Origin of the sequence: Cellvibrio sp. PSBB023 (assembly GCF_002007605.1) — a bacterium.
GTDB lineage: Bacteria > Pseudomonadota > Gammaproteobacteria > Pseudomonadales > Cellvibrionaceae > Cellvibrio.
This window is the reverse complement of sequence record NZ_CP019799.1, coordinates 618,618-642,218: the sequence shown is the minus strand read 5'-3', so window position 1 is coordinate 642,218 and position 23,601 is coordinate 618,618. Positions and strand designations below refer to the sequence as shown.

Genomic DNA, 23,601 nt, shown 5'->3' with positions numbered 1-23,601 from the left:
TCAAAAACAGCACAGCTCCAATAAAAATGATGTCTTTGCAATACCAAGACATGAATCAACCTTAGGCGATATTCAAAAAAACACCAGTTGATGCTTTTTACACCTATGTCTATTGCCCAAAATACCCACACCTGAGTTTATAAACATTCAGTCAAATATCCAATTACACCCCATAACAGAGGCTCCTGATGGTGGGGGCGCCCACGTCTTACCACAGTAAGGTGTCATGTGTAGTGGATGATTCTAATAATGTAAAACCAAGACTTAGATAAAGTTTTTTGGCCCGGGGATTTTTCTGGTCGACCGCAAGGCGGACAGGTCTACAGGCTTGATCTGCCAAATTTTTAAGTGTACGCAATAGTGTTGTTCCGTACCCCTTACCACGCATGGATGGTAAAAATGCGATATCAATAATATGCAAGCTATCGGGGGTTTTGTTCAGAATAACTTTCCCAATCGGCTCTGCAAACAGTTGGACAATAAGTGTTTCTGCGGCAGGAAAAGAGGTTGAATAAGACGCCTGCTGAAGAATAAATTGTTGTTTTATCAGCAAATCCACCTGTGCTTTTGTTATTGGCAGTTGATAAAGATAGTCGCGCGTGGAAAAGAACAAGGCTTCTGTGAATGCATGATCCTGCGATTGCAGCTCACGCAGCCCCAACCCAAGCGGCAGAGATATTTCACTAAACATTAATTACGATCCCTCTCGAATTATTAGCTATTGCTAACAAACGAGTATAAGTAACGGCGAGATGTGCCTTTATATTTTCCTGTGTTTGGCGCGCAAATAACGACTGCTTCTTTTCTGTATCGGGTAAAAACAACTGACTTGGATTTTTAGAATGAAACTGCATGCGTTCTTGTATTTTTAAAAAAACAAGTTGCTCCCATTTAATCCTTAAAAAATCAAATACCCGCACCATAGTGTGAACATTCAATTGCTGATAATCAATCAGAAAAGTCGATTGCGAAGAACAAGCGGAGTACATTGTACTTAGCAAACAATCCAGAACCTGTAGTTGTTTATCCAATAAATTGCTCGCATCGTTCCACTGTGCAAATACCGGATGATAATCCGCCAAGCTCGGATCACCACTCATGTGTCTCCCCGCTGAACGCTGATGCGATGCCAATATTTCCACTGGATTACGCACTAAAAAAATGACTGGCACTTGTGGGTAAATTGCGCGAATCGATTTCCAACGAAAAATATCCCAGGCATTCCATTTGATAACAATTTTCGGCCGCGCAGGAAATACACTCGCTTGCAAATTGATTAGGTGTTGCAAATATTGTTGCTGCCCTGTCTCATTGAGGGTTTGATCTAGTAGGATTTCGGTTAATACAGGCGATTCAGAGAACACGCTAGTGGTCTCCAATTCAGACAAACAACCGGAAAGCAACGTTGAACCACAGCGGGACAAGTGAAAAATAAATCCTGCCGGCGTTATGGATTGCACAGCCTGCGCTTGAATATCCAGCGACGACAAAGCAGTTTTAGGTGTAATGAATTGATTAACTAAAACAGTTTGTCGATAACGGGAAATAGTTTCATCCTGAAATGGCTCAGTGGCATGTCCGGCAGGCAAGCACCAATGAATGCTGCGGCTTTTTGCATGATAGCGATATGGCAACCAATGCCCTGCCAATTGAATGTTATCTCCACTAATAACCTGCTGATTTAATTGCGCCAATTCAGCAATTAATTGATCATCGCTCAGCGCTGTTTGTTGCCACAAATGTTTAATCACGCACAACAGTTCACTAACCGACGTCGCTTCCTGGCAGCGCGTTAATTGTGCAGGTGAACTGATCAGCTCGCAGTAAGCCGAAAACAAATCACTCACTGCCATACCCCCACACGAATTTGCTCGCATAGCCATTCATTAGCGACGCAATCAATCACTAAATTAATTCGGTCTTCGCTGCCGCGATTGTAAACTTCATGCACCTGGTCCGCATTGAAGTACCACAACTCACCCGCACGCATAGGAATTTCTTTATCATCAACAAAAAAACTCACCGCAGCGCTGGTGTGAATCGGTACATGCAAACGTGCCTCACCATATTCGATACTTAATCTGTGATCGCGATGGGGTTTTATTTCCGCACCGGCTTTTAAACGCATTAAACGTGCAGCTTTGATGGGGCATTGCAATTGATTAAAAATGGAAGCGATTGCCGGGCACCCTGCTAATACAGGCAAGTTTTCCCAGTCATCGCCATCGGCGATAGCAAACCCCTGTAAAATGGGGTGTGCTTGTAGATGCTGACGCTGACAGCGCAGAGGCAATACATCCCAACCACCGCGATGATCATTTTTATTAACGTGATCGACCCAAGCCTTAATGACTTGTGAATTCTGCAGGAGTGATTCAACGTCTGCTTGCAAAGCGGTAAGCTGAACCCGGCAAGGGACTTTTGCAAAAGAAATGGGGGGCGATGAAATAATCGGAGGGGCAACAGTAATATCAGGATTTTCCATTCACAGTCTCTTGGTTATTGAATGACGATCCCTTTCACACATCAGACTAAAGTAACTATATCTTAGCTGACACACATCTATAGAGTTGAATAGTAGCTATAGTGCGGCCAATTGCAATAACAGCATATTACGCAACAAGATATTAAACGACATTACTTAGGCATCATAAAAAAGGGAAAGATGCCAAACACCTTTCCCTCTTTTTAATAGCCGCAAGCTTACTCGTTAAAATCGATAACGACCAGACAGCGAATACAAATCAACCACCTGATCGCCCAGATAAATTCGCCGTGCATTAAATCCCATCGAGATAGACTTGGTCAGTAACCAATCCATACGCACACCCGCTAATGGCGCTACACCACTGTCACTTTGCAAGGTGATTTGGGCCTGGTTGGTTTTACGGTCGTCCTGCCAGAAATAAGCGCCCGCTTCCAACGACAGATTAATTGGACGCTCGCTGAACAGGGTTAATCCCTGCACCGCCGTCCAACCGCTTGCACTCACCGGATAGGCATCGGCAAAGTCGCGCTTGAAGGCGACCAGATCAGTGTCGCCATCCAGGGTCATATCGACATTCACATCACCCAACTCCAAAAAACCCAGTTCGGTGTAGGTGTAGTTGTGCCATTGGTAACCCAGGGCGATTTGGTAGCCGCGACGATCCACATCGTAACGATCTACCGTGAAGTCATGACCGGCGGCGGCCAGTGTTTGGCTGAAGGCGGCTTCATGGGTGCCACCTTCAACTTTGTAGACATCTACTCGCACAAAGGCTTTGCCATCGGTCAGTGCCTGGCTGGAGACCGAGGTCACCAGCAGCGCGGCGGCGAGCAGGCTTTTGCGTTGTCTTGCACCTATCCATTTCATCATCAGCAGGCTTCCTATTAACAAGATCCAGACACCATCTACCGCACCGCCCCCTTTGGATTTGAGGCTGACATCCGGTTTTGGTGGTTCAGGGGTTGGTGGCTCAGGGTCAACCGGCAGTGCGACACTGACTGCACCCGGGTCGACCACAGCACCATTTTCCAGACCGTCATCATCATTCGGGCCACCGTCTTTGATGGTCAATTGCACACACAAGTAACCTTCAATTAAACCAACTCGCCATTCAGAATTACCCGGTGGTGGGCAGTAACCCGGGTTGCCTGGTGCAGAATGGAGCGCATTGTCGGCATCCACAACAAAACTCTCCCAGCGGCCATTGTTGTATTTACGATAAACCGCATTGGCAGGGATAGCTGTGCGCTGTGGTATGGCAATACGTACCGATTGCCCTACTGCCGGCAAGTCACGAACCACAAAGTCAAAAATGCCACCAACAGGTTTAAAGGTCGGATCAGCACTTATGCCATCCAGCGCGGCCAACTCATCATCCAGCACTTGTACTCCACCAGAGGTACTGCTGCGTGCAAACAAGCCCAAACCACAGCGCACACCGGGGTCGCATTCGACCAGGAAGGCATTGGTCGTGTTGCCCTGCTGCGGCAGGATATTGCTGGAGGGCATATTGTCCAGATAGTCGGGGATACCGTTATCGTCAGCATCGCCTGTACCTTCCAACAGATCATCAAGCCCATCGCCATCAGTGTCGGTATCCGGCGGCAACACCGGCAAGCTGGTTACTACACGGAAGTAGACAGACGCCAACACGCTGGCACCAGCTGAGTCGGCCACGGTGACATTTACCTGACGAGTGCCACTGAGCCCGGTTGGATCAATGACCCGTACAGCATCCACAGGGTTGCCATCAGTATCAGCCAAGCCGTTTGTTGCGGACCAGTCGAAGCTATGGGTGTCAGCTTTATTTGCATCAAATACTGTTGCCGTAATAGTGACCGGACCACCGTTTACAGTGATCAGACTGGTATTAATGCCACCCTGAATAATGGACAGTTTCACCACCGGAGGCACATTGCCACTCTTGATTTCAATCACATGACGGTTAGTTGCTCCAGCGTTAATACCCTCACCCAAGGCAATCACCAACTGGCTATCACTAAACCCACTTACATCGGCGAGGGAAACAGGGACAACCACTTCCATCTGCCCTTCCTGGGTAAAGCTGGCAATACCGCTCAACAGATTGTGTTCTGCTGACGTTGCCGTAGTGCTGGAATCGATCACATAAGGGATATTCAGTGGATATACCGGTGCACGGCCATTGAGTAGCACCCGGAAGGACACATCATTACCACGCACAGTCACTTGCGATTTACTCAGCGATACAAGCGGATTAATAGATACCACTTGGGTAGCAGTACCGCTCACATCCGCCGCGTTAGTGGCCTTCCAGGTCACCTCATGACGCCCCGGAGGCAACAGCAACACGTTGTTGGCATTCAACCCTTCCGGATTGGTGGTGCAACAGGTATTACCGCTCACACCATCACTGGCCATGCTGTTAAGGATGGCTTCCACCTGCTCTTGAGTTGCCGCCGGGTTCAAGCTCAATAACTGACGCAGACTGACCGGAGTGTAAAGCCCTGTGGCATTGATAGTGATGTCATCCGGTGCGGTCACCACAGGTTGCAATGGATCAATATTCGCCACCACTTCCAGGGTAAAGGCTGGCAGTGATGCACTCAAAGTACCGTCGCTCACGCTAATTACAATCCCGTCAGTCACACCCACGTCGGCTCCGGTTGGTGTGCCGGTGAGTGCACCAGTTGCCGGATTGAAACTTGCCCAGCTTGGTTGATTGGTGATGCTGAAGGTCAACGTATCACCCACATCCGCGTCGGTTGCGGTTGGGGTAAAGCTGTAGGCAACATCCTGATCAACTGAAGTAGCAGGTGTACCGCTAATCACAGGGACGTCATTAACATTGTCGACCGTAAGGGTGAAGGTTTGCTCTATGAACAAACCATCGGCATCGGTCGCACGCAAGGTCACGGTATGACTGCCCACATCCGCATTGGTCGGTGTACCAGTCAATACGCCAGTGGCGGGATTGAAGCTCAGCCAGCTTGGGATGGTTACTGCACTTAACGTCAGTACATCACCTGCATCACCATCGGCAGCGGCAAAGGTGTAGCTGTAGGCGACATCTTGCGTAGCAGTGGTGACGGGGGTGGAGCTAATGGTCGGGACATCGTTAACGTTAACAACCGTCAGGCTAAACGCGGGCAAGCTGGTCGATGTAGTGCCATCACTCACGGTGATGACAATACCGGCTGTTGTTCCAACATTCGCATTGGTTGGCGTACCACTCAATGTTCCGGTTATAGGATCGAAGGTGGCCCAAGCAGGTTGGTTGGCGATACTGAAGAGGAACACAACCGAGTCGGTATCACTCACGCTTGGTGTGAAACTGTAAGCCACGCCTTGGTTGATCGACAGCGCAGGAATACCAGAGATGACCGGTATATCGTTAACCGCAGTCACACTGATTGATTTGGTACTGACAACACTCGCATCCACGCCATCATTCACCACAAAACTGATTTCGCGGGTTGCTTCCGAGGGGGTTTCGGAGCTGTTGGTGTAAGTCACGGTGGCCAGAGCAAGTTCCCATTCAGCAAGGGTCGCGGTGGCACCAGTGGAGGTTAAGGTGAGCACACCTGTACTGTTGTCGAAACTTGCACTGATATTACCCATGGTGCTGCCATCATTGGTAAAGGCCAGCACATCTTCAGCCGCTTGGAAATTAGCAGTAAGGCTCACAGTGGCAGAGGCAAGCGTTGCATTATCCAGATCACTCACTGTGATATCGCCATCAATAACAACCGGGGTGGAGGCAACATTATTACCTTCGGTAAATGCTGTCACACCGGTACTGGTAGTTACCACAGGGGCGCTGTTAACTGCCGAGATAGTGACTGTCGCTGACACATTGGGGCTGGAAGTATCCACGCCACCATTGGCAGTACCGCCATCATCTCGCACTGATGTAATCGTAACCACACGATTCGCTAGCGTCGGGGTTGTGCTGCGATTGGCATAGGTCATCCCATCTACCAACGTCTGCGCAGATGAAAGGCCACCGGTTCTGACAAGCGTCAAGGTTGCTGTTGAGCCAGTTACAGCAACACTGATATCCACGCCATGGATCAATGAAGTACCCGCAAAACCATTGACCAGCGGAATATCGCTACCATCAAAATAGATGACCTCATCACTACCCTCAGTAACGTTGGTGACAGTTACTGTGAGCATGGTAATCAACTGGCCAGATTCCACAGTACTTACACTGGTTCCACTGAACAAACCAACAGCCGCACCACCTTCAGTAAAGGTGGGAGTTGCGCCGGTAGCAGTCAATGTCGGCGCATCGTTGGTCGCGACAACAGCAACAGCAATATCCGCATTACTGCTGGTACCACCATCACCATCATTTACCGTTACGCGCACAGTTCGGACACTAGTATCCGGCGTAGTGGTATTCGTATTGGTATAAGTCAGGCTACGAACCAAGGCTTGAACAATGGCAGGAGTCGCAGCGCTATTGAGTGTAATAACAAGATTGTTAATATCGGTGCCGCCATTTGCGGTACGAGTACCAATAAGCGTGCCGCCATAGGTGATGTTCAAACCAGAGGTGCCGATTTGACCGCCTGCAGTCCCCTGATTTTGAATCGAGAGTACATCTTCGCTGCTCACACGATTGGCAACAATCGCGACAGTGACATTACCACCGTCAAAATCGAGCGAATCGCTGTCAGTGACGGTTGCATCACTGCCAGCGTCCAGCAATATGAGATCGCTATCTTCAATGAAGCTGACACTATCGCCATTCAGGTTCGCGATAACTGGCGCAGCATTCAGCGGCGCAGCCAGGGTGAAATCATTGCCGGTGCCGCCGGTATAACTTGCGCTCAGGACTGTGCCATTACCACCCGCCGTTGTAGTAGCACCTTCCGCTAAACCACTAAACGTACCGGTGATTGCATCTGCTGCATCATTGACAATAATCGTGTAGCTATCGCCCTGCCCGGCGGTGTAGCCATGGGTTGCTGACAAGGTTGCACCACTGACATTCACCGCACCATTGACCGAGATCTGGTCGTATTGAGTTCCGGCAGTTGTACCATTAATCTCAACTGCCAAGGTACTACCAGAGTTCATTTGCAGGTTGCCATTTACTGTAAAGATGCCGGGACTATTGCCGGGTGAGAGGGTGCCGCCACTATTAACAAGAAGGTTAGTAACGCTGCCTGATCCGGTGAGAGTCGCGCCAGATGCCACTGTCACCAAAGAGGTGCTGGACAAAGCATCATTCACGACCAACGTACCGCCCGAGACATTTGTAGCACCCGTAAAACTACCTGCCCCAGCCAATCTGAGCGAACCAGCACCAGTTTTACCCAGTCCGCCAACACCAGTGATCCCGCCTGAAAGCGTTGCGGTCACACTATTGGATACATCAATCACGGCGTTACTTGCACCGATAACAATATTGTTGTCGTAAATACCGGTAGCCGTGATGGCCAAAGTGCCGCCGTTGATCGTGGTATCGCCCGCGTTAAGATGGCGATCATCACTCACAGACAAAACCCCCTCTTCTACAACAAGCTTACCTGCCATGAATTGAGAGTTAGCGGTACTGGCCAGCGTTAGCCTACCCGCGCCAGCCTTGGTCAAGGTGTGATTGGAATCGCCCAACTCGATAACGTTATTCAACGTGACATTATTACTGTTGGAGATAAATGCATCTGCCTGTACGGCCACCACAGAGGATACTGTTGTCGCATCGGTGAAAATCAGATTACCGCCACGTAACACAACAGTGCTCGGCATGTAGGAACCATCAGCAACCAATAAATTGGCCTCAAAAACAGCAATTTCACCGGTCATGTTGGTGTTATTGCTGTTGGCGACAATCAAGTCACCAACACCGTATTTTGCCAGTCGGTATTCCCCTGAAAGCTGACCGGTAAAGCTTGTTGTGGCAGCCAAGTCAAATGTGCCGTCATCAGTCAAGGCAATCACGTTATCGATTGTGGCAGCACTTGTGACCGCAAGCGTGCCCCTGTTCAAGGTGATAACACCAGAACCCAGATTCGCATCACCAGCAACACTTAGGGTGCCTGCATTCACAGTAGTACCGGAATAACTGTTAGTACCGGATAAGGTCAGTGTCCCGGAACCTGATTTGATCAGCGTATTAGCACCACTGACAACGCCGGATAAGGTAAGGCTACCCGAGTTATTAATAGTGGCATCACCACTGAGAGCAATGCTGTTATCTATGGTGGTGCCGCCAGTAACATCCAGCGTAACGCCACTTGCCAGCGTCACGTTGCCAGCACCCAAATTCGCATCACCACTGACACGCAGCGTCCCTGCCGATAGGTTTGTGGTACCGGTATAGGTGTTTGTGCCAGAGAGTTGCAATATGGCAGCAGACGATTTGGTGAGGTTACCCGAACCAGAGATCACACCAGAGAAATTAGCGATATTAAGACCACTGCCGCCGCCCACAGCGATAGTACCACCACTCGCGCCTAACACTAGGCTGTTGGGCACTGTCAAGGTAGTTCCCGGTGTTCCGACCACCGTCATTAGGAGGGTGCCGCCGTTCAGGGTCAAGGAACCAGTAGGGAAAAAGGTGGGAGTTGTACTGCCACTAACGCTCAAGGTTCCGCCTAAAACAGACAGCGCACCCGACCAGCCGCTGTTATTGGTAGTTGAGCTTAACGCCAAAGTACCCGCACCAGACTTAGACAGTGCTCCGCTACCGGCTACTGTGCTGCCAATAGTTAAAGTGCCGCTGGCATTGGTTAGGTGCAAAGTAGTGCCACCAGACAAGGTGATGGTGCTACCCGCAATTACCAGCCCGCTTGTAGAATTACCATCAATAGCCAAACTCTCGGTGATGGCCAAATTTCCAGCCAATGACATTGAGCCGGTAAAAGCACTGCTTAATATCAGCGTCTGACTGCCGGTAACATCCGCTGCTGCAATCGCAACCGCTTCACTGAAACTCACCCCGTTAGTCAGGTCAATAACAGCAGTATCAGTAGTATTTGTCACGTAAACATAATCGGTAGTTACAGCGACGTCAGCCGTAGTGCTGGTCGTACCATCGCTTAACGCGAAACGAATGGTGGCATCACCTGCAGGCGTATCGTTACGGTATTGAATACCGCGCATAACATCACGCACCAAGGTATTAGTAGCATTGGCATTAAAGCTGATCGTCAGCACACCATTGATATTGGTGAAAGTGCCAAAGGTAGTAGCACCTGTTTGCAAATTCCCACCGCTAAGGGTGTAACCCGACGAATTAAAACTGAATAGATCTGAATTAACAGGTGTATTTGTACCACCGGCATTACGTTGCACGGTTAGGCTTGCACCATTCCAGTTGGCAGCGTCAAGTTCAGTATCTGCGACAGTAGCGTCACCGCCAGCATCCAATGTGACCGTATTGCCAACTCCCGGCCAAGCGACGCTGTCGCTGTTAAGATTGGAGATAACAGGCGCCGCGTTGGTCACTCCTGCAGAACAAGTAATTTGAAGAGTTAATGTTAGCCCCAGATTATTAGTATTAATGACATCAACGTATGCATTAAGGGAGTTCAGGTTGTTATCTACATCAGCTTGCGTAAAAGTATGCGAAACATTTTTATTGAAATTGACCCCAGTATTATTGGAGGCCTCAAATAAAGAATTGGTGAAATCAGTATCATAAAGATAAAGGGACGCATCATTGCCATTCGAGCCATTTCCACCGGACGATGCCACAATATTGATCGTTTCACCCGCGGCAAAATTTGAATAGAAATACTCGTTAAGAAAACGACCAGGCTGCACATTGGTGCTGGTCGATGGGTATACCATATTGTGGTCAGGCGCAATTGTTTGCTGAGTGCCAAACTGTGTATTAACAGCGTCGCAGGCGAATGAAACAGCACTATTATTGGATAAGGTTGTGGCAGACACCTTAGCCGTTACCGCACTTACATTCGGTGTACCTTCATCATCCTGAGCCACCATGTACACATCATAGGTTGTTGCTTCAGACAAACCTGTTACATTAAACGTGTGCGCAAAACTGCCATTGGTAATCGTTTGGCTACCCGATTTAATAGCATCCGCACCGCTGCTATCTTTTCCGTTTTTCACCTGAGCTGCAGTTGGTACGCCCGAGTTGTTGGCGACCACCACATAATAAACAGCACCAGCTTCGTTAATGTCAGCAGTAATTTGAAAACTGGCGGTAGTTGTATTGCTGACTGAAGGGGTTGAGTTTTCAAAAATAGGCACGGCCGATTGCACAGGCATTCCGTAAAGCCCAAGCGGTAACAGCAATGACGATAAGCCCATTAGTAGTTTGTTAGACATGGTGATTTAGTTTCCTTCACTTTTGTTGGAAAGCATTGCTGTTTTTTTAACTATTAAAATCGTGATTGAATAAGGATTCGTCAATAAGGCAACTCATTGACACATAAAGCCAAGCGAAAAATTAATACGCTTGGTTAGAATAGACGCCAAGTAATGGAATGCAAATTACTCAGGATAAGTACAACTACTCACTCACCATGAACGCCTACAAAATAACCAGCAACAAAAACGGCAAGCCGATAAATGCAATGACAGTGGATACCAACACCATGGCCGCAACCTCTTCCGGCTTTTGGTTGTAGCGCAGCGCCAGCAAATAGTTGAACACAGCCACCGGCATGGCCGATTGCAATAACACCACATTACGTGGCGTGCCCGTTAAGCCCATGAATTCGCACACAATAAAACCAAATAGCAGGCCGCCACCCACACGCGACACACTAAACAACAGGCTGCGCTTCCAAAAATGAATGCGCAACGTAGCAAGGGAAACGCCCAGTGCGATGGTCATTAAAGGAATGGCAATGCCACCGAGGAGATCAAGGGTGTTACTGATCCAGCGCGGTAATTCTGTATCGGTAATTAATAATAGAACGGCGATTACCATGGCATAAATCACTGGCTGTTTAGCGATGGAGGCCACACGTTTAACAATGCCGCCTTCGCTGGTGGACACTAGCAATAACCCCACTGTAAAGGTCGCCACCATCATCACCATAAAGGAACCCAGCGCGAGTGCGAGGCCAGTTTGGCCGTAAGCAAATAAACACAGCGGCAAGCCCATGTTGCCATTGTTGGGAAAAATGAGCGGTGGCAAATAGGTGCTGATTTCCAGTTTCATCCAGCGCAACAACGCCCAACCAAATAAGCCCATCGCGCTCATGATGATGGCAGTCGCTAGCGCTACCTGCCCCATGACGGAAGGCTGCACATCTACTTTCGCCATCACACTGATAATCAAGCAGGGCGTGCCTATATTCATCACGATGCGCGAAATAAAATCGGCGGGAAAATCGCTGCCGGTTTTGCCCCAGATAAAACCGGCACTGACCGAAATCACAATAGGAGCAAGAATGGCGAGTAATTCGCTGAGCATGGTTAACCCTGATGCGGAAAGGCAAAGAGCGCGCATCTTAACGATCCACTGTTACAGATGCTATCGCTGGTGCATAGAAGCTCTGCTAAGCTTGGCGACATCTTATTAAGCTCACTGCCCTTGCCCACTATTGTTATGCAGAACTCGTTATTCGGTGACGCTGAAGCGACACCTTCCGCACCCGCGACAATATCCAGCCGCAGTGTAGCGCCCGCCATGCCCGATCCCGCCTTGATTGCCTTGGCAGAAACCCTGCCCGCTCACTTGCGCCTCGGCACTTCATCCTGGAATTACCCAGGCTGGGCCGGATTGGTATGGGACCGTGAATACCCCGCAACCCATCTGTCCCGCTACGGCCTTGCCGCCTATGCACAACATCCACTCTTTCGCACGGTCAGTGTGGATCGCAGTTTTTACCGGCCATTGAACGTCGCCCAATACGCAGAATATGCGGCGCAAGTCGGCAATGATTTTCGCTTTGTGGTGAAAGCGCCCAGCCTCATTACCGATGCTCTGGTGCGCGACGAGTCCGGTAAAGGCATGCGGCATAACCCACACTTTCTGAATGCGGAACAGGCGGTACAAATGTTCGTCGAGCCTGCACTGGAAGGCTTGCGCCACAGACTTGGCGCGCTGGTATTTCAAATAAGCCCCCTGCCCGCCGCCTGGCTGACGCGCATGCCGGAGATGATTGATCGCCTGCACCGATTACTGCGTGCGATACCTGCGCTGCAACCCAAGGCACCTGATGGGGTCGTCGCTGTCGAAGTACGCGACCCGCAATGGTTAACACCGCATTTTGTGCAGGCATTACGCGATACTGGCGCGACCTATTGCATGGGGCTGCACGCCAAAATGCCACACATTACAGAGCAATTGCCTATCCTGCGCGCGCTCTGGCCAGGGCCTTTGGTTTGTCGTTGGAATTTAAACCCCTTGCATGGCGCTTACGGCTATGAAGATGCCCGCGATTTATATTCGCCCTTTGACAAGATGGTGGACCCGGATGTGGAAACCCGCAACGAATTAGTGCGTGTTATTGCCGGTACTGCCGGTGCAGGTCAAAATGTTTTTGTCACGCTCAGCAATAAAGCAGAAGGCTCTGCACCACTGTCGGTAATTGCATTAGCCCGCGCGCTTTGCGATCGCCAAGGCCCAGACCACTCATAGAAAACACATTGTGAATTATCAAAACATCCAATTATTTGTTCTGATTATCCCCGCCAGCCTACTGCTGTTGGGTATTGCTTTTATTATTTGTCAGTTGATTTTGCGCGAGCAAACATTTTTAGCCTGGGTGGCAAATGGCTACATACTAACGGCGCTAGCGCTGGCAGCACAAAGCCTGATGGACAATCAACAATTGTCGAACTGGGCCGTTGTTACTGGCACTTTTTATCTATTTGGCATCTGGTCTATTGCCCACGGCATGGCGCTACGTAAAGGTAGCCATGCGCACCCGGTGATGGGTGTATTAATCGGGCTGATTACGCTGTCACTACTGTTTTACTTTTCATGGATCGCAGAAAACCTCTGGTTACGCATTATTATTTTAAGCCTCGGCATGGGGGCAATGCAGCTGCTGGTTGCAAAGCATTTTCTGACTCAGTATCCCGATGGCGACATGTTTGATAGAGCACTTTCCATTGCCTATATCAGCATTATTATTTACACCCTCGTTCGGCCGATTGTGATTTTTTTCTTTTCATCGCCCGATAATTTTGGCGAGCTAACCAAGTCCAACTACTGGCTACTCATGTTATCCGCCAGCATCTTGCTCAGCCTTTGGTTAGCACTGGTTATTTTTGCAATTACAGTACGCGACATAGTGCTTAAACTGAATGACGAGCGCTACCGCGACCCGCTCACACACTTATTAAATCGCCGCGGTTTTTTTGAAGAGGCCAAAAAACTTTTGGGATCTCATACTGACAGCTACTATTTTTTACTGACCTGCGATATCGATCACTTTAAACATGTAAACGACAACTGGGGCCACCTTGCCGGCGATAAAGTATTGCAAGCCGTGAGCAAAGCCATTGTGAAAAATGTACGCAAAGGAGATTTGGTTGCCCGGTTTGGTGGAGAAGAATTTGTGGTTTTCTTACGTGGAATGGATATCGCCGATGCGCGCAAAATAGCCGAGCGCATCCGCGAAGAAATTGAGCAAACAACGTTTAACAGCATTTCCACCCGCGTAACCGCTAGTTTTGGCCTTGCCGATATTGCCGCCAGCGACGATCTGGTTAGCGCTATCGGCCGTGCTGATGCGCGCCTCTACAACGCCAAACAAAATGGCCGTAATCAGGTGTGTTGGAACGAGTGAAGGTTAGAACAAACTTTTGGCCACTATGCGAATTTCTTGCACATTAGTCATCACCAATGTGAGGCCACCCGCCACCACAGAATTTTCCGGCGCCTCCAATTTTTTGTACGCCGTTAATTCAGCGATAGGAGGCAAATCGTTTTTTGCCTGACTGAGTTTCAGGGAATGATACAAGCCTAAATTAATAATATCGCTGAGGTTGATCGCACCCGGGCTCTCGCCCGACCAATTACCGATGTTTTGCACCACACTCAGGTATTGACTATCTACTTGCCATTTTTTGAGGGTAATAACACCCAGCGATTTTGCATATTCACGGCAGAGAGCAACATAAACCGACAAGTCCGGCGTTTGCTCACTCTTTTTAAACGCCGATAGCACAGCCAAGGTTCCAACTTCACTCAGGAGCGCAGCCATTAATACCTGATCAGGAACCACTTTACCCACATGCTTGGCAATAAAGGTGCTCAAACTTGCCTTGAGCGCCATCCGCCGCCAAGCTTCCACAAACAGACGTTTGTGTTTAAAGGAGTGAACAGAAAACAAACTCTTGATAGAGTGAACCATGGTAATTCGTTCGACCTGATTCATCCCCAACAGGCGAACCACTTCCAACATGGTTTGCGGCGGGTTTTGGCTGCCAATCAACGGGCTTGATGCATATTTAAGCAAAATGGCCGATAGGGATGGATCCTTGGCGAGCAGCTTACTCAGCTCCACCATGGATAAATCGGACTGTTCCAGAGCGCTGCGAATTTCAAAAGTGATAGCAGGCAAGCTGGGCAATTGCTCATTGCCTGCCAGTAATTCGCTAACCAAGCTGCGATAGATTGAATAATCAGGTTGAACGGACTGCACATTCAGTTCCATAAAAGTTAATAAATTTTTAATCCACTATTTTCAGTTGCGCAAAGCCTAGCAGATTTGGGCGCCTGCGCCTATTCATCCCACTGTTATCAAACCTTCAACAAACTGTCGTATTTCTGTCGTCTATCTGCAACAGAGAGTGTCTTTAATCGGCTGCATCATTGCTCAACACTCTTTCTTACACCAAAAAATCAGGAAGCAACCGATGACTAACCATACTATTTATGAGATCGACAACTCCGGCATAGAGCCAATGCGCAACACTTCCAACAACCCGACCTTTGATCAAATCGTGAGCCAGCGCCGTCAGTTTTTGAAGGGCAGCCTGAGCACAGCGGTGGCGGCGTTTATGGGCGTGAACCTGGTAGCCTGTGGTGGCGACAGCAACAATAACAGCAACTCAAGCTCCTCTTCTTCCAGCTCAAGTTCAAGCGCCAACTCGTCAAGCTCCAGTTCGTCATCGTCCTCAACGGCGCCACTGCTTGGCTTTGCCGCCATCGCCACCAACCGGAACGATGCGATTAGTGTTCCGGCCGGTTATTCAGCTACCGCTTTTGTCCCCTGGGGCACGCCGCTGACCGGCACCATGCCAGCCTATAAGCCTGATGGCAGCAACAGCGGTGCTGATCAGGAGCAACAAGTTGGCGCGCACCACGACGGCGTTTACTTTTTCCCGATGGACGCCAAAACCACACACACCAACTCCAGCGAAGGCCTGTTGGTGATGAACCACGAATACCTGGACCCAAACCTGTTCCACCCCAATGGCGCAACCCTGGGCGAGACACGTCCCGCCGATGAAGTACGCAAGGAAATTGCCGGCCATGGCGTAAGCGTGATTCATATCCGCAAAAACGGCAGCAATTGGGAAGTGGTTAACGGCAGCCCATTCAACCGTCGCATTACCGGCGCAACACCAATGGATATCCGCGGCCCGGCAGCTGGCTCTGCCAAGTTGGCTACCAAATACAGCCCTAACGGCACAGCAACCCGCGGCACCCTGAACAACTGTGGCATGGGCGCCACGCCCTGGAATACTTACCTGACTGCCGAAGAAAACTGGGCTGGCTATTTTGTAAATAAGGATGCAACCCAGCCACGGGAACACAAGGAGTACAGCGTAGGCACTAAAAATGGCCGTTATTACTGGGAATTGGCTGACTCAGGTGCCGATGAATACATCCGTTTTGATGCGTCCACCAAAGGCGCAACAGCGCTGGATGATTATCGCAACGAGCCAAACACCTTTGGCTGGATGGTAGAAATCGACCCCTTTGACCCGGAAGGCCGCCCACAAAAACGTACTGCCCTTGGCCGCTTCGGGCATGAAGGGGTGATTTTTGCACCAGCGGTAGAAGGCCAACCGGTTGTCTGCTACTCCGGCGATGACTCCACTAACGAGTACATTTACAAGTTTGTCTCCACCGACAACTATCACAAAGCCACCGCCGGCGGTTATTTGTTGAATAGCGGCGTGCTCTATGCGGCTAAGTTTAATGCCGATGGCACAGGTGAGTGGCTGCCACTGGATATCACTAATAGCGACTTCACAGCCAAAGCCGCCACCGCCGGTGTGACATTTGCCGATCAAGCTGATGTGTTGATTAATACCCGCCTCGCAGCCGATATCATGGGTGCCACCAAAATGGATCGCCCTGAGTGGGGCGCAGTACACCCCGACACAGGCGAAGTTTATTTTACCCTTACCAACAACACTGGTCGCACCACGACCGATGCCGCCAACCCACGTCCCAATAACACTACCGGCCACATTATTCGCTGGCGTGAAATCGCCAATAATCCTCGCGGTTTTAACTGGGATATTTTCCTGTTGGGCGGCGATGTTGGCACCACCACTGGTAGCGGTAGCAATGCCGTGGCACTGACCGCAGAGAATCACTTTGCCAGCCCCGATGGTTTGTTAATCGACACCCGTGGTGTGGCCTGGATTCAAACCGACATGAGCGGTTCACAGCAATCCGATGGCCCCTTTGGTAATAACCAAATGTTAGCTGCGGACCCAGTCACCAAAGAAGTGAAACGCTTTTTTGTTGGCCCGGTAGATGCAGAAGTCACCGGTGTGACGCTGACTCCTGATCTCAAAACCATGTTCGTGAATATCCAACACCCCGGCGACCGTTCTACGCCATCCAGCTTCACCAGCCACTGGCCCGAAGGCGGCACCGCTCGCCCACGCTCAGCCACCGTTATTGTGACCAAAAATGATGGTGGCATTATCGGCACCTAAAATGTTTTAGGCGTCAAACAACTACCAATAAGACAAGGATGTCACATAATACCTTGCCCATAAAAAAACACCCGGAAAGCCTGGCTCTCCGGGTGTCTTTTTATGGCGACAAACGATTAAACGAACAAACATTCTGTACGAAATAAAGTGCAGACAATAATTTCAACGCCACATAGTGACGCCTAATTACACAAAGACACCTAAAACCCGTGTCGAATTACCACATTAAACGAGAACAGCATCACACTCATCACGAAAGCAAATTAACGTTGATTTAAGCGACAAAAAAAATAAACCCCTGTTACTTTAAAAAATTACTGAAACAAGAAATTAAAAAAATAGGAAAAACAAAAATATATATCGATATAAAAATCTTACAAAAAACACATAATTTAAAGCCAAAAATCACAAAAAATTAAAAAACCAAACAGATAAAATAAAAAAAATAAAAATTTAAAATATTTAATTAAATAAAAACAACCATAAAAGTAAAATCTTAAAATAGAAAAGTTACACAACCCACAAAGCAATATTTAAAACTACCCATTGTTTTTTTACTTTTTTTGCACTAATGTTGAGCGAATTGCTTTTCAACAAATCCATCAAAAAAAACAATAATCGGTTAGCTTTACTGCCTCGGTCATAAGGCATTCTCCAGCACATCAAAAAAGAAAATTTATGCGCCATCAATATGATGCATGGCATTTACAAACTCATTGTTAGCAACAATAAAAATAATTATTCATGGAACATTCTCAGGCAGCAAAACGAGTAAGTAGTTACTCTTAAAATCAACGACTTAGCTAAGTTTAATCAAAAAACATTTGGCGGTTTCATCCCTACAAAACATTCATAACAGCACAGATCAAGAGTGAATTTATGCCGCAACCCAGTGTGATCAATTGCACAGAGCATCAACATTCCCTGCTCCTCCGCGACAAGTTTTTCACTGCATGAAGTTTTTTCATAGCTTAAAAATGACAGCGCTGTCCTTTTTACTGGAAACAGCTAAAAAGCTGGGTAGAACTGAAATTAATTGATTCAAATACAAGGACTTGAGGCACCAAAACAGAGGCAAGAGAGAATTGGGACAGTTCAGATCTTTTTGCCAACTATTGTCAGGATTGGCGCCGTTTTAGTCCCGCGACTGAAACGAAGTACATGAAGTACCGAAGTAGCAATCCACCTGCTGTTCATTTTGGGAAACCAACACCGAAATGAGAGGTGAGTTAAAAAAAGGCGCACTGCGCCTTTCAACATCACGTTCAAGGATAAGCATAATGAAAATGTCACTACGCAAAACGCTCGGGGTAGCCTCGTTGCTAAGTTTGAGTCTGGCTGCCGCCAGCCAAGCGCACGCGGCAGTCTGCTCTTACACGCTCAACAATGAATGGAACACTGGCTTTCAAGGCACAGTGAGCATCACTAACAATGGCACAACTGCTATCAATGGCTGGACTGTGGGATGGAGTTATGCCAACAACCGCATTACCAACTCCTGGAATGCCACTCTCACAGGTAACAACCCTTACTCGGCCAGCGCCCTGAATTGGAACAGCACGATTCAACCGGGACAATCTGTAACCTTCGGCGTGCAGGGTAACAAAAACGGCAGCACTGCCGAGATCCCGACCATCACCGGCAGCGTCTGCTCCAGTGTAACCAGCAGCAGCTCGGTACCGACCACCTCATCCAGTTCAGCGCCAAGCAGCACACCGCGCTCCAGCTCATCGAGTGTGGTATCCATTTCCTCCAGCAGCCAGGCATCCCAGTGTGCAGCGGTATCGCAGTGCAACTGGTATGGCACCCTGTATCCAACCTGTACCACCACGGTCAGCGGTTGGGGTTATGAAAATGGCAAGAGCTGTATTTCTACCGCGACTTGTGCGGCACAGCCTTCTCCATTTGGTGTAGTGGCGGGTTGTGGTGTTACATCCAGCTCGGCAACGACCAGTTCAGCAGCGACTAGCTCGTCATCGTCTGTACGCTCGTCCAGCTCGTCTATTCTTTCATCCAGTTCGATTGCTACCTCGCCCTCTTCGTCCAGTGTGGCAAGCGTTTCATCGAGCAGTGTAGTGTCTATCAGCTCGCGCTCCAGTAGCTCCTTGTCCAGCAGCAGTTCCAGTGTGACAAGCGCTGGCCCACGCATGGATAACCCCTTCGTTGGCGCTCAGTGGTACATAGATCCTATCTGGTCTGCCAAAGCTATGGCCGAAACCGGTGGTTCTAAAGTAGCTAATTACAATACCGCAGTGTGGATGGATCGCATTGGCGCTATTGCACCAACCGATGGTAGCTGGGGTCTGCGCGACCACTTGGATGCAGCATTGGATCAAAACGCCAATGTAATCCAAGTAGTAGTCTATGACCTGCCTAACCGTGATTGCCACGCGTTGGCGTCTAATGGTGAATTGACGCAAGGCGTTGAAGGTACTACCCGCTATCGCACCGAATATGTTGATGTGTTGGCCTCCATTTTCGCTGATCCTAAATACCGCTCACTGCGCATTATTGCGATCATCGAACCTGACTCACTGCCTAATCTGGTCACCAACCTAAGCACACCGGCGTGTCAACAAGCTGCCGATGCGACCCACGGTTATGTGCCCAATACCCGCTATACCCTGAGCAAGTTCTATCCGATTACCAACGTTTACTCTTATGTTGATATCGGCCACTCAGGCTGGTTGGGCTGGACTGACAATTTTGGTAAGGCCGTTACCCTGATTGGCGATGCGATCAAAGGAGCAACTGGCGGAGTGAATTCTGTAGCTGGCTTTGTATCCAACACCTCTGGTTACACTCCACTGTACGAACCCTTCCTGGACTCATTGGCTAATAGCGCCTTCCCAGGCAGCGGCGGCGGCACCCAAACCCGTCAAGCCAAGTTCTACGAATGGAACCCGCATTTTAGTGAAGTTTCCTTCGTGACAGCCTGGCGCAATGCCATGATCTCTGCTGGTTTCCCATCCAACATCGGCATGCTGGTAGATACCTCTCGCAACGGCTGGGGTGGCGCTAACCGTCCAACCGCACAATCAACCAGCACAGTGCTGGATACCTTTGTTGACCAGTCGCGCATTGACCGTCGTGCCCATCGCGGCAACTGGTGTAACCAACGCGGTGGCGTGGGTGAACGACCACAAGTAGCGCCGGTTGCAGGTATCGATGCTTATGTATGGGTGAAACCGCCAGGTGAATCAGATGGTGCAGCCTCACTGGAGCTCTCTTACGACCCACAAGATCCTGCCAAAGGCTTTGATCGCAACTGTGATCCAACCTTTACCAATGCATCTGGCACCAACACAGGCGCTATGCCCAATGCGCCGGTTGCTGGTCGCTGGTTCTCGGCAGGGTTCAAGCAATTGGTGGATAACGCTTACCCACCATTGGAATAAGTACAACCGGATTTCCGGTGGACTCAAGTCAAAACAGGAGTTGCGACTTGGCTTAGGGATGAGCCGGTATCTTTTATACCGGAGGTGGTGGGTTTCGGGACAAGGCCATCACTCCCGCCCGGTATAAAACCCCTTTAATCAATGCAATTGTTTACCGGCCTGTTTCGCAGGCCGGTTTTTTTTGATGCACATGACAGCGCCTTCCTTTTCAATTTCACGCGAGATATTTCCGATGAAAAAATCCTTCAAAAATAATGAGCAAGAATTCGCGCGCGCCCTATCGGTTAAACGCACACCACTCTATCAGTTGATTGGAACCGGATTATTAACACTAGCGGCACTCAATGCCCAGGCCGAAGTAGGCAATCCGCGGGTAAACCAATTGGGGTATCTGCCGACAGGCGCCAAAACGGCGACCTACAAAACCAACCAGACCAGCGCACAAACCTGGCAGCTCAGACAAAATGGCACAGTGATCGCCAGCGGCCAAACACAGCCTCGCGGTACTGACGCGGCGAGCGGCGACAACCTGCACAACATCGACCTGTCGGCAGTAAATGCAACAGGCACCGGCTTTACCCTGAGTGTTGGCGGCGACACCAGTTATAACTTTGCGATATCCAATACCGCCCTCAAAGGCGCACTTTATGATTCACTGAAATACTTCTACCACAACCGCAGCGGCATCGCGATTGAGACCCAATATACCGGTGGTGGCAACGGCTCTTTTGCCAGTCAAAGCAAGTGGTCACGCCCGGCGGGCCATTTGAATATCGGCGCCAATAAAGGCGATATCAATGTGCCCTGCTGGAGCGGCACCTGTAATTACTCGTTGAATGTAAGCAAAGGCTGGTACGACGCGGGTGATCACGGTAAATACGTGGTCAATGGCGGTATTTCTGTCTGGACACTGTTAAACCTGTACGAGCGCGACACTCACCTGAGCAGCAATGGCAGTTTGGTGGGCGATGGCAAGCTGAATATCCCGGAAAGTGCCAACGGCATTGCTGATGTGCTGGATGAAGCGCGCTGGCAAATGGAGTTTTTGCTGGCAATGCAAGTGCCCGTTGGCCAAGCCAAAGCAGGCATGGTGCACCACAAAATGCATGATGTAGGCTGGACCGGATTTCCGCTGGCACCCCATGAAGATCCACAGCAGCGCGCGCTGGTTCCGCCCTCGACTGCCGCGACCCTGAATTTAGCAGCCACTGCTGCCCAGTGTGCGCGGATTTGGCAAGACATCGATTCCGGTTTTGCCGCAACCTGTCTTAGTGCTGCAACTCGCGCTTGGGATGCCGCCCAAGCCAACCCCAATGATATTTACAGCGGTAACTATGACAACGGTGGCGGCGGTTATGGCGATGCCAATGTCAGCGATGAGTTTTATTGGGCCGCTGCCGAGCTGTACATCACCACCGGCAATAGCAAATACCTGAGCACCATAAACAACTTTGTTATCACTCGTAACGATCTGGGTTGGGCTGATACTGAACTGGCAGGGTTAATCTCACTGGCGATGGTTCCCACTTCACACACCAGTAGTTTGCGCGCCAGTGCACGCCAGAAAATTATCACCATCGCCGACGCCAATCTCGTCACCCAAAATGCATCCGGCTATCCCGCGCCCCTATCAACCCTCGAATACTATTGGGGTTCTAATGGTGCGGTAGCGAATAAACTGATCCTGATGGGGCTTGCCTATGATTTCACCGGCAATGACAACTACGCGAAGGGTGTAGGCAAAGGACTGAACTATTTCTTTGGTCAAAATACCCTGTCCACGTCCTTTGTTACCGGCTCAGGCACCAAAGCGGTCACCCAGCCACACCATCGCTTCTGGTCTAATGCCATTAGCGCGAACTACCCTGCTCCGCCACCCGGTGCACTTTCCGGAGGCCCTAACGCCGGGCTTGAGGACAGTACGTCGGTTTCATTGCTGGGGGGGTGCCAGTCCAGACCTGCCACTTGCTGGGCGGATAACATTAATGCTTATGCCGTTAATGAAATTACGATTAACTGGAACGCGCCACTGGCGTGGAACCTGGCGTTTTATAACGACTATGCACAGGGCAACAATGGCAGCAACAGCTCATCCAGCATTGCGGTCAGCAGTTCGTCCCAAGCGACAAGTTCTTCCAGTGTGAGCAGTAGCTCATCCAGCGTGGCAGTGACGTCAAGCTCGTCCAGCATCAGCAGCAGCCGCTCGTCATCGGTTGCCTCCAGCCTTGGGGCACAGCAATGCAACTGGTATGGCACCCTCTACCCCTTGTGTGTCACCACCACCTCGGGCTGGGGTTATGAAAACAACAGAAGCTGTATCTCCGCCAGTACCTGCAGCGGCCAGCCAGCACCTTTTGGCATAGTCGGCGGCGGTGGTAGCAGCACAGCAACAAGCAGTGTCGCCAGCAGCAGGCCGCTATCGTCTTCCTCCAGCTCTGTGCGCTCCTCAACACCGGCCAGCTCCTCAATTCCAGCTAGTTCATCCAGCTCCGTTGCCAGTGTCGGGACAGGCGGTAAATGCCAGTATCTGGTAAGCAACGAGTGGAACAATGGGTTTACCGCCACAGTGCGGATTACCAACACAGGTAGCAGCGCAATCAATGGCTGGACAGTGAATTGGAGCTATAGTGATGGCACCAGGATCACCAACAGCTGGAATGCAAGCCTGAGCGGCAATAATCCTTACACCGCCAGCAACCTGAACTGGAATGGCACCATTCCAGCCGGTCAATCGGTGGAGATAGGCTTCCAAGGCAATAAAGGCAGCAACGCGGCGGCACAAATTCCAGTCGTCAGCGGTGCGGTTTGTAATTGATGCGGTAGTGAATACTGCTGCGATATCACCGGCTTTACCTGGGTATTTACCAGGATAAAGCCGAAATCCGGCAG

The 23,601-nt window shown here is 49.8% G+C and carries 11 protein-coding genes; 5 read left to right on the top strand and 6 right to left on the bottom strand.

All coding sequences use genetic code 11. The features are described 5' to 3' along the window. Positions 1-208: 208 nt before the first annotated feature. The 5 genes from B0D95_RS02860 to B0D95_RS02840 all read right to left on the bottom strand — a co-directional run bounded on the left by B0D95_RS02860 (position 209) and on the right by B0D95_RS02840 (position 11,873). Positions 209-691, bottom strand: coding sequence for a GNAT family N-acetyltransferase (locus B0D95_RS02860; RefSeq protein ID WP_078042485.1), 483 nt, complete (start codon positions 689-691; stop codon positions 209-211). Beyond that, positions 684-1,751: a sulfotransferase gene (locus B0D95_RS02855; RefSeq protein ID WP_149867855.1), complete on the bottom strand. Its 1,068-nt coding sequence runs from the start codon at positions 1,749-1,751 to the stop codon at positions 684-686. The genes B0D95_RS02860 and B0D95_RS02855 overlap by 8 nt, the downstream gene beginning before the upstream one ends. A 92-nt stretch (positions 1,752-1,843) precedes the next feature. Continuing rightward, positions 1,844-2,485 carry an aspartyl/asparaginyl beta-hydroxylase domain-containing protein gene (locus tag B0D95_RS02850; protein ID WP_078042483.1) on the bottom strand — a complete coding sequence of 214 codons (642 nt, stop codon included), beginning with the start codon at positions 2,483-2,485 and terminating at the stop codon, positions 1,844-1,846. Positions 2,486-2,710: 225 nt separating this feature from the next. Continuing rightward, positions 2,711-10,777 (bottom strand): putative Ig domain-containing protein, encoded by an 8,067-nt coding sequence (locus B0D95_RS02845; RefSeq protein WP_078042482.1) that lies wholly within the window; start codon positions 10,775-10,777, stop codon positions 2,711-2,713. A 205-nt stretch (positions 10,778-10,982) separates the two neighbouring features. After that, positions 10,983-11,873, bottom strand: a complete 891-nt coding sequence (locus B0D95_RS02840) for an AEC family transporter (RefSeq protein ID WP_078042481.1) — start codon at positions 11,871-11,873, stop codon at positions 10,983-10,985. A 135-nt stretch (positions 11,874-12,008) separates the two neighbouring features. Here B0D95_RS02840 and B0D95_RS02835 point away from each other — a divergent pair, with 135 nt between their 5' ends. Both B0D95_RS02835 and B0D95_RS02830 read left to right on the top strand, forming a co-directional pair. Then, a complete protein-coding gene (locus tag B0D95_RS02835; RefSeq protein WP_078045598.1) occupies positions 12,009-13,043 on the top strand; it encodes a DUF72 domain-containing protein in 1,035 nt (344 codons plus the stop codon). A 10-nt stretch (positions 13,044-13,053) separates the two neighbouring features. Then, positions 13,054-14,199: a diguanylate cyclase gene (locus B0D95_RS02830; RefSeq protein WP_078042480.1), complete on the top strand. Its 1,146-nt coding sequence runs from the start codon at positions 13,054-13,056 to the stop codon at positions 14,197-14,199. Between the two features lie 3 nt (positions 14,200-14,202). Here the strand turns inward: B0D95_RS02830 and B0D95_RS02825 are convergent, their stop codons facing one another. Beyond that, entirely contained in the window at positions 14,203-15,057 is an 855-nt protein-coding gene (locus tag B0D95_RS02825) for an HDOD domain-containing protein (RefSeq protein ID WP_246841709.1), read from the bottom strand. A 214-nt stretch (positions 15,058-15,271) separates the two neighbouring features. Between B0D95_RS02825 and B0D95_RS02820 the strand changes: the two genes are divergently transcribed. The 3 genes from B0D95_RS02820 (at position 15,272) to B0D95_RS02810 (ending at position 23,527) form a co-directional block, all read left to right on the top strand. After that, positions 15,272-17,314, top strand: coding sequence for a PhoX family phosphatase (locus B0D95_RS02820; protein ID WP_078042478.1), 2,043 nt, complete (start codon positions 15,272-15,274; stop codon positions 17,312-17,314). Positions 17,315-18,594: 1,280 nt separating this feature from the next. Then, positions 18,595-20,712 (top strand): glycoside hydrolase family 6 protein, encoded by a 2,118-nt coding sequence (locus tag B0D95_RS02815; RefSeq protein WP_078042477.1) that lies wholly within the window; start codon positions 18,595-18,597, stop codon positions 20,710-20,712. A gap of 232 nt (positions 20,713-20,944) precedes the next feature. Beyond that, complete coding sequence (locus tag B0D95_RS02810; RefSeq protein ID WP_078042476.1) at positions 20,945-23,527, top strand: glycoside hydrolase family 9 protein; 2,583 nt, start codon at positions 20,945-20,947, stop codon at positions 23,525-23,527. The last annotated feature ends 74 nt before the right edge of the window (positions 23,528-23,601 follow it).

Coding starts and splice junctions, on each gene's coding strand:
- B0D95_RS02860 (WP_078042485.1), bottom strand. CDS start 691: ATGTTTAGTGAAATATCTCTGCCGCTTGGGTTGGGGCTGCGTGAGCTG.
- B0D95_RS02850 (WP_078042483.1), bottom strand. CDS start 2,485: ATGGAAAATCCTGATATTACTGTTGCCCCTCCGATTATTTCATCGCCC.
- B0D95_RS02845 (WP_078042482.1), bottom strand. CDS start 10,777: ATGTCTAACAAACTACTAATGGGCTTATCGTCATTGCTGTTACCGCTT.
- B0D95_RS02840 (WP_078042481.1), bottom strand. CDS start 11,873: ATGCTCAGCGAATTACTCGCCATTCTTGCTCCTATTGTGATTTCGGTC.
- B0D95_RS02835 (WP_078045598.1), top strand. CDS start 12,009: ATGCAGAACTCGTTATTCGGTGACGCTGAAGCGACACCTTCCGCACCC.
- B0D95_RS02820 (WP_078042478.1), top strand. CDS start 15,272: ATGACTAACCATACTATTTATGAGATCGACAACTCCGGCATAGAGCCA.
- B0D95_RS02815 (WP_078042477.1), top strand. CDS start 18,595: ATGAAAATGTCACTACGCAAAACGCTCGGGGTAGCCTCGTTGCTAAGT.
- B0D95_RS02810 (WP_078042476.1), top strand. CDS start 20,945: ATGAAAAAATCCTTCAAAAATAATGAGCAAGAATTCGCGCGCGCCCTA.